Here is a 7,277-nt window from a genome sequence, read left to right as displayed (position 1 = left end):
CCAGCAGGTCGATGCCCGGCCGGTGGTACACGCAGGTGTCGAAGAAGACGTTGCGGCCCAGCAGGTCCTCCGGCCGCGGCCCGCCGAGGGCCTGCGCCAGCCCGCGGAACCGGCCCCAGTGGTACGGCACCGCGCCGCCGCCGTGCGGAACGACGAACCGCAGCGTCGGGAAGTCCGCGAACAGGTCGCCCTGGAGCAGCTGCATGAACGCGGTGGTGTCCGCGTTCAGGTAGTGCGCGCCGGTGGTGTGGAACGCCGGGTTGCACGAGGTGCTGACGTGGATCATGGCCGGCACGTCGTACTCCACCAGCGCCTCGTACAGCGGGTACCAGGACCGGTCGGTCAGCGGTGGGGCCGTCCAACTCCCGCCCGACGGATCGGGGTTGAGATTCACCGAGACCGCGCCCAGCTGCTCCACCGCGCGCCGCAGCTCCGGCAGGCAGCTCGCCGGGTCGACGCCGGGGGACTGCGGCAGCATCGCGCCCATCGCGAAGCGCCGCGGGTAGAGCGTGCTGACCCGGTGCACCAGGTCGTTGCAGATCCGCGCCCAGACGGCGGAGACCGCGAAGTCGCCGAGGTGGTGCGCCATGAAACTGGCCCGCGGCGAGAACACCGTCAGGTCGATGCCGCGCTCGTCCATCAGCCGCAGCTGGTTGGGCTCGATCGCCGCCCGCAGGTCGTCGTCGGAGATCCGCAGCTCGGCCGGGTCGGGCGCGTCGGACGGCGAGCCGAGGGCGGCGAGCTGACGCTCGCGCCAGGCGGCGAGCTGGCGCTCGCGCCAGGCGGCGAGCTGCGGCGGGGCGGTGGTGAAGTGGCCGTGGCAGTCGATGATCACGTGAAGGTCCTCTCCGATGGGGCGTCAGCGGCCGGGGTCAGGCCCGGGTCGGCCAGCCGGTGTACTGCTCGGCCAGGTGGCTGCGACCCGCCCGGGTGCCCACCACACAGTCCAGTTCGCCGAGTTGGCGCCGCAGGTCGAAGGCGCTCGCGCCGGGCGGCAGGTGCAGTAGCGCGGTCATCCAGGACGAGAAGTGCTGGGCGCGCCACACCCGCTGCAGGGCCCGCGGCTGGTAGTCGTCCAGCGCGGCCGCCCCCTCGGCGCCGAGCGCCCGCAGCAGCACCGGAGCGAGCACCTTCACGTCGTGCAGCGCCAGGTTCAGGCCGCGCGCCCCGGTCGGTGGCACGGTGTGCGCCGCATCGCCCGCCAGCAGCAGCGAACCCCAGCGCATCGGCTCCTGGACGAACGACCGGAACCGCAGCACGCTCTTCTCCAGCACCGGCCCCTCCTGGAGGCGGAAGCCGTCCTCGCCGGCCACCCGGGCCTGGAGGGTCTGCCAGATCCGCTCGTCCGACCAGGCGTCCACGGAGTCCTGCGGATCGCACTGGAAGTACATCCGCTGCACCGTGTCGGTGCGCCGGCTGATCAGGGCGAACCCGTGCTCGGAGTGCGCGTAGACCAGTTCCGGGGCGCTCATCGGGGCCTCGGCCATGATGCCGAACCAGGCGAACGGGTACTCGTGCCCGTAGCGCACCCGGCGCTGCTGCGGCACCAGGTCCCGGCACATGCTGCGGGAGCCGTCCGCGCCGACCACGTACCGCGCCCGCACCTCGTGGCGGGCACCGTCGGGCGCCGTCCAGCGGACCCGGGGCGTCGCGGTGTCGACGTCCAGCACCTCGGTGTCGCGGACCCCGAAGTGCACGATGCCGCCGTCGCGTTCGCGGGCGTCGGCCAGGTCGACGAACACGTCGGTCTGCGGGTAGAGCCAGGTCGAGGCGCCCACCAGGCCCTGGAAGTCGATCCGGTGGGCCCGGCCGTCGAAGCGCAGTTCGACGCCGGTGTGCTCGTGGCCCTCGCGCAGGATCCGGTCGCCGACCCCGGTCTCCACCAGGTCCCGGGCCGCGTCGGCCTCCAGGATGCCGGCCCGCTGGGTGGTCTCGATCTCGTGCCGGGTGCGGGTGTCCAGCGCGACGGCCTCCACCCCGGCGCGGCCCAGCAGGTGAGCCAGCATCAGACCGGCCGGCCCGGCGCCGACGATCGCGACGGGGGCCCGGGTGACGGTGTCGATCGCGGCGGCGGGGATGGCGGCGGCCATGGCGTCTCCAGAACAGCGGCAGGGGATTTCCTCCCCCCGAACGCTGGCAGCCCGGGCCGCGACCGGTCGCCCGCCTTTCCGTCAGGCGGAAAGCCAGCTGCTCGCCGTGCGGTGGGGACCCGTCCTCACCGCCCGGCGCGGGCCCGTCCTCGCCGTGCGGTGGGGGCCCGTCCTCACCGGCCCGGCGCGGGCCCGTCCTCGCCGTGCGGTGGGGGCCCGTCCTCACCGCACGGTGCGGGCCCGTCGGCCGAGCTCCGCCGAGATCGCGCCCACCGCCCGCAGCAGCGGCTCGCGCAGCCCGCGGGCCCGGTCCGCGTCCCGCGCCGCGATCACGATGCCCAGCGCGGCGCTCACCGGCCCGTCCCGCCCTATCCGCACCGGCGCGGCCACCGCCACCGTGCTCTGCGACAGCTGCCGGTCGCTGACGAAGACCTGCTCGCGCCGGATCAGGTCCAACTGCGCCCGCAGCGTCCGCGGTTCGGTGACGGTGTGCGGCGTCCAGGCGGGCAGCGGAGCGCCCAGCACCTCCTCCTGGAGCGGGCCCGGCGCGTGCGCCAGCAGCACCCGGCCCATGCCCGTCGACGCCACCGGGAACCGGGTGCCGACCATGGTCACCAACTCCACCGAGCGGTGCCCGGCGATCCGCTCCACGAAGACCAGCTCGGTGCCCTCGCGCACGGCGAGCTGGATGTTCTCGTGGGTCGCCTCGTACAGGTCCTGCATGAACGGCAGTGCCGCGTCCCGCAGGATCTGCGTCCGCGGGCAGCCCGAGGCGACCTCCCACAGCCGCAGGCCGACGTGCCAGGAGCCGTCCTCCGACCGCTCCAGCGCGCCCCACGCCGCGAGTTCGGCGACCACCCGGTGCGCGGTGCTGACCGCCAGACCCGCCCGCCGGGCGATCTCCGACAGGGTCAGCACGGGGTGTTCGCGGTCGAAGACGGCGAGGACGTCCAGGACCTTTCCGGCGGCGGTGCTCGGGGTGGGGTTCATCCGCGCAGTGTCGCAGACCACCGTTGAACAGCCCGTTCGCCCGTCGTAGCATCTGCCGGACGCAAGGAGCAGACGTGGACGAAGAGATCGTCGGCCTGTCCTCGATGGCGACCCGGCCGATCCTGGCCGAGCTGTCCGAGTGGATCGGGCGTGTGCACGGCCTACCGGTGCGGTTCGTCCCGGCCGGTGGCGTGGAGGTGGCCCGGCGGGTCCGGGAAGGGGCGGCGGGCGACGTGCTGGTGCTCGCCGAGGACGCGCTGGCCGCGCTCGCGGCCGAGGGGCTGGTGCGCGCCGGGACGGTCCGCCCGCTGTGGGTGTCCCAGGTGGTCGCCGCCGTCCCGGAGGGCTCCCCGGTGCCGACCCTCGACACCCAGGAGGCCCTGCGGGACGCCCTGTTGACGGCCCGTCGGATCGCCTTCTCGACCGGGCCGAGCGGCGCCGCCGTGCTCTACCTGATCGACCGTCAGGGGCTCGCGGAGGCACTCCGGGACCGCCTGGTCCAGACGCCGCCCGGGGTTCCGGCCGGCACCCTGCTCGCCTCCGGCGAGGCCGACCTCGCCTTCCAGCAGCACAGCGAGCTGATGGACCTGCCCGGGGTGCGGGTGGTCGGCCCGCTGCCCGGCGACGCGGGGATCAGCACCACCTTCGCCGGCGCCGTCCTGACCGCCTCCGCCCGGCCCGGCCCGGCCCGCCGGGTGCTGGACCTGCTGGCCGCCGACGAGGCCGCGGAGACCGCCCGGGCCAGGGGAATGCGCGCCGCCGCCCACCGCCCGACCGGACGGTGACCCGGCCCGCCGTGCCGCCGCCCGCCGAGCGGGAGTGCTCGACGGGCGGCGGTGCGGAGGGTGCGGAGGGTCATCTGCTGGGGTGCGACTTCGCCCATGCGGGGGAGACGAAGGCGATCAGCGCGACCGCGAAGCCGAGCTGGAGCAGATGGCGGATCCAGTCGATGCCGGAGGTGTGCCGGACGCCGATCCAGCCGGCCACCGCGTTGCCCAGCCAGGCGCCGGCCGCGCCGAGCAGCATGGTCAGCCACCACGGGATGGCCTGCGGTCCGCGCAGGATCAGCTTGGCCAGCACACCCAGCACGAAGCCGATCAGCAGAATCCAGAGGAGTTGGAACATCGAATCCCAGCCTTTCCGGTAGGGCGCCGGCCGATCGGCGGCGGGCCTCGGAGCGAGCCCCGGCAGTGCGGTCGGGCGCGGACCGTCGGAGGGCGGTCCACACGCGCCATGGTCGCGCGCCGGGCGCGTCCCGGCATCTCGGCGAAAGCCCCGGTCAGGTGGTTTGCGGAGGCCGCCGTGCGGGTAGCCGCGCACGCGGCCGGGGGCCGGTGATTGCCCCGGGACGGCCTGTGGTGGGATAAACGACTGAACGGGCGTCAGGTTCGACGGGGGAGCAGACACGACATGACAGGTTTCGGCGTCACGCTGAGCGAGCTCGCGAAGATCCAGAAGGACTTCCAGGCGATCCAACAGCGAATGAACGAGATGACCCAGCAGACCGGCCGGATCAAGGGCGTGATCGGCAAGGCGGTCGCCACCGACCTGGCTGCCGGAGCGCTCGGCAACATCATCGGCTTCGGCGCCGTGGTGGCCCAGGTCCGCGAGCAGGTGAACGCGATCAACGAGCAGGTCGCGGCGCTGGAGGCGACCAAGGCGAAGCTCACCAAGGAACTCGCCCAGGACACCCAGAAGATCGGCACCGTGATCAAGCGGTACCAGGAGGCGGAGAAGCACGCCCACGACATCGTCACCAAGCCCACCCCCTCCAAGCCGCAGCCGAAGAGCCCCGGCAAGGGCGGCGAGCACACGCCGACGGGCAAGCCCGCCGAGAAGAAGCCCACCACGCCGCAGCCGAAGAGCCCGAACAAGCCCGGCGGCCACGGCGGCGGAGGCGACCACGGCGGTGGCGGCGGCGACCACGGTGGCGGCAGCGACCCGAAGATCGAGATCTCGCACGCCGGAGCGATCAAGACCAGCGAGGTCACGTACGGCGGCAAGGGCAAGTTCAAGAGCGGCGAGGCCGCCTGCCGCGACTACATCGCGCAGGCGCTGGACGCGATGGGCATCACCGACCCGGCGGCCCGCGAGGCGTGGACCAAGGGCATGCTGACCATCGCCAAGCGCGAGTCGACGTACAACGCGGCCGGTTCGCAGGTGAACCTGTGGGACACCAACGCGCACGGCGCGAAGCAGGCCGACGGCGCCCCGCTGAACAGCTCGCGCGGCGGCTGGCAGACCATCCCGCCCACCTTCGCGGCGTACCACGTCAAGGGCACCTCCACCGACATCTACGACCCGGTGGCGAACGTGGCGGCGTCGATGAACTACATCCGGAGCCGGTACCACGTCTCGGCGGACGGCCACGACCTGGCGTCCAAGGTGCAGCAGGCCGACCCGAACCGTCCGGCCCGCGGCTACTGATCCGCCCGCGATCCGCCTGCCGCCGCCGCCCGTCCACCGGTCGGCGGCGGCCGGCGGGACCGGCCGGCACCACCGTCCAGCGACTTCGAACCCGGGGATCCACGTGCGTCCGCTCCGCCTCACCGCCACCGCCGCGGCCTGCCTGTCCGCCGTCCTCGTCCTGACCGCCTGCGACCCCGACGGGACGGGCGGGAGCGACACCGCGAGGACGAGCGCCGCGGCGCCCGCCGGCAGTGCGACGCCGTCGACCGCCGACCCGGAGTCCGGCAGCCCGAAGCCCGGCCAGAGCGCGCCCACCGGCGGCGGGAAGGCCTCGACGGTGCCGGCGGCGGCCTGGATCGGCGCCCAGCAGGTGCCGCTGAACGCGGCGCTGCACTGGACGGCGCCCGCCTCCTCGGCGAAGAGCCTGGGCGCCAAGGGCCGGTTCCGGATCGAGCAGCTCTGCCACGGAAAGCGCTCCGACGACTGGGCGGACACCGTGCCCGGCGTGGACACCGCCTCGCTGGGCGGCGCCGAGGGCGACTGGAAGGCCGACCAGAGCATCGCGAGCTTCGGCGACGCCGCGAAGAGCAGCGCCGCCGCGCAGTCCGCGTTCGGCCTGCTCGGGGCGCTCAAGGACGAGGTGCGCAACTGCGCCACCACCGTCCCCGGGGCCAAGGCCGAGATCACCGGCGACGACAGCGAGTTCCTGGTGGCGACCGTGACGCTGCCGCAGTCCGGCGGCGGCACGGTGCAGGTGCACGAGTACCTGACCACCTCCGGCGGCGCAGTCGTCGAGCTCACCCTGCAGGCGGAGGTCGCCAAGGGCGGCCACCCGAAGACCGCCTGGTCCGCGCCCGCCGACAGCGCCGTGCTGAGCGCGCTCGCCAAGCCGGTCTGCACCGCCTACCAGGACTGCTGACCGGCGCCGTCGCCCCGCGCCGAGGGCCGGCCACCCTCCGGGGAGGCCGGCCCTTGGCCTGTTCCCGGCCAGGATTTTGCCCGCGCACCCCCTCCGATACCTCTCACCCAGAGCTAACCTCGAAAGTGTGGACGACACCGAGGAGTTCTCCGCCCTGCTGGTCGGCATCCAGCGGCTGATCCGCCGCCGACTGCGCTCCGGCCTGGAGCACCCGCCGCTGCGCGGCGCCCAGGTCGAACTGCTGCGACTGGTCCAGGACGCCCCCGGCCTGCGCGTCTCGGACGCCGCAGAGGAACTGTTCCTGGCCGGCAACTCGGTCTCCACCCTGGTCAACCAGCTGGTCGGACAGGGCCTGCTGCGCCGCGAGACCGACCCCGCCGACCGCCGCGCCGCACTGCTGTACACCACCGAGGAGGCCGCCCGACGGCTGGCCGACTGGCGGGCCCGGCGCACCGCGCTGGTCGGCGAGGTACTGGCCGAACTCCCCGCCGACCAGCGGACCGCACTCACCCAGGCGATGCCGGCGCTGCGCACCGTCGCGGCCGAGCTGCGCACCAGGGCGAACGACCGGAAGGTGGCTCCATGAGCGACCAAGTGGCCGTCGAATGCCGGCAGTTGGTGTACACCTTCGAGCGTGGCCGGAAGAAGGACGGCGGTGCCAGGGCGGTGGACGGCATCGACCTGACGGTCCGGGCCGGAGAGGTCTTCGGGCTGCTCGGGCCGAACGGCGCGGGCAAGACCACCACCATCCGGGCCATCACCACCCTGCTGCCCACCGCACGCGGCATGGTCGCCGTGTTCGGCCACGACTGCAGCGCCGAGCCCGTCGCGGTGCGCCGCCTGCTCGGCTACGTGCCCCAACAGCTGTC

At 73.9% G+C, this 7,277-nt stretch carries 9 protein-coding genes; 5 read left to right on the top strand and 4 right to left on the bottom strand.

From position 1 onward, the window contains the following. From IEZ12_RS24380 to IEZ12_RS24370, 3 genes are all read right to left on the bottom strand, one after another. On the bottom strand, positions 1-835 hold an 835-nt coding region (locus IEZ12_RS24380), incomplete at its 3' end, for an amidohydrolase family protein (RefSeq protein WP_229847896.1). 37 nt (positions 836-872) lie between these two features. Beyond that, positions 873-2,090, bottom strand: coding sequence for a 4-hydroxybenzoate 3-monooxygenase (locus IEZ12_RS24375; protein ID WP_189274669.1), 1,218 nt, complete (start codon positions 2,088-2,090; stop codon positions 873-875). 222 nt (positions 2,091-2,312) lie between these two features. After that, the gene (locus tag IEZ12_RS24370; RefSeq protein ID WP_189274667.1) at positions 2,313-3,080 is read right to left on the bottom strand and encodes an IclR family transcriptional regulator; all 768 of its coding nucleotides are present in this window, start codon (positions 3,078-3,080) and stop codon (positions 2,313-2,315) included. A gap of 74 nt (positions 3,081-3,154) precedes the next feature. Between IEZ12_RS24370 and IEZ12_RS24365 the strand changes: the two genes are divergently transcribed. After that, a complete protein-coding gene (locus IEZ12_RS24365) occupies positions 3,155-3,865 on the top strand; it encodes a substrate-binding domain-containing protein (protein ID WP_189274666.1) in 711 nt (236 codons plus the stop codon). A gap of 70 nt (positions 3,866-3,935) precedes the next feature. Here the strand turns inward: IEZ12_RS24365 and IEZ12_RS24360 are convergent, their stop codons facing one another. Then, positions 3,936-4,205 carry a GlsB/YeaQ/YmgE family stress response membrane protein gene (locus IEZ12_RS24360; protein WP_043908305.1) on the bottom strand — a complete coding sequence of 90 codons (270 nt, stop codon included), beginning with the start codon at positions 4,203-4,205 and terminating at the stop codon, positions 3,936-3,938. 285 nt (positions 4,206-4,490) lie between these two features. Here IEZ12_RS24360 and IEZ12_RS24355 point away from each other — a divergent pair, with 285 nt between their 5' ends. The 4 genes from IEZ12_RS24355 to IEZ12_RS38935 all read left to right on the top strand — a co-directional run. Next, on the top strand, positions 4,491-5,507 hold the full coding sequence (locus IEZ12_RS24355; RefSeq protein WP_189274664.1) for a transglycosylase SLT domain-containing protein: 1,017 nt from the start codon (positions 4,491-4,493) through the stop codon (positions 5,505-5,507). A gap of 103 nt (positions 5,508-5,610) precedes the next feature. Next, complete coding sequence (locus IEZ12_RS24350) at positions 5,611-6,408, top strand: hypothetical protein (RefSeq protein ID WP_189274662.1); 798 nt, start codon at positions 5,611-5,613, stop codon at positions 6,406-6,408. Positions 6,409-6,535: 127 nt separating this feature from the next. Next, a complete protein-coding gene (locus tag IEZ12_RS24345; protein WP_189274660.1) occupies positions 6,536-6,994 on the top strand; it encodes a MarR family winged helix-turn-helix transcriptional regulator in 459 nt (152 codons plus the stop codon). Further along, positions 6,991-7,277: ATP-binding cassette domain-containing protein (locus IEZ12_RS38935; RefSeq protein WP_229847894.1), on the top strand; the 287-nt coding region annotated here is incomplete at its 3' end. The genes IEZ12_RS24345 and IEZ12_RS38935, both read left to right, overlap by 4 nt.

Source organism: Kitasatospora griseola, assembly GCF_014648555.1.
GTDB lineage: Bacteria > Actinomycetota > Actinomycetes > Streptomycetales > Streptomycetaceae > Kitasatospora > Kitasatospora griseola.
The sequence above is the reverse complement of the archived record's forward strand: the minus strand, read 5'-3'. Positions and strand labels throughout refer to the sequence as shown.

What these genes read in the sequence shown, in the direction of transcription:
- IEZ12_RS24375 (WP_189274669.1), bottom strand. Translation starts at nt 2,090, where the DNA reads ATGGCCGCCGCCATCCCCGCCGCCGCGATCGACACCGTCACCCGGGCC.
- IEZ12_RS24370 (WP_189274667.1), bottom strand. Translation starts at nt 3,080, where the DNA reads ATGAACCCCACCCCGAGCACCGCCGCCGGAAAGGTCCTGGACGTCCTC.
- IEZ12_RS24360 (WP_043908305.1), bottom strand. Translation starts at nt 4,205, where the DNA reads ATGTTCCAACTCCTCTGGATTCTGCTGATCGGCTTCGTGCTGGGTGTG.
- IEZ12_RS24355 (WP_189274664.1), top strand. Translation starts at nt 4,491, where the DNA reads ATGACAGGTTTCGGCGTCACGCTGAGCGAGCTCGCGAAGATCCAGAAG.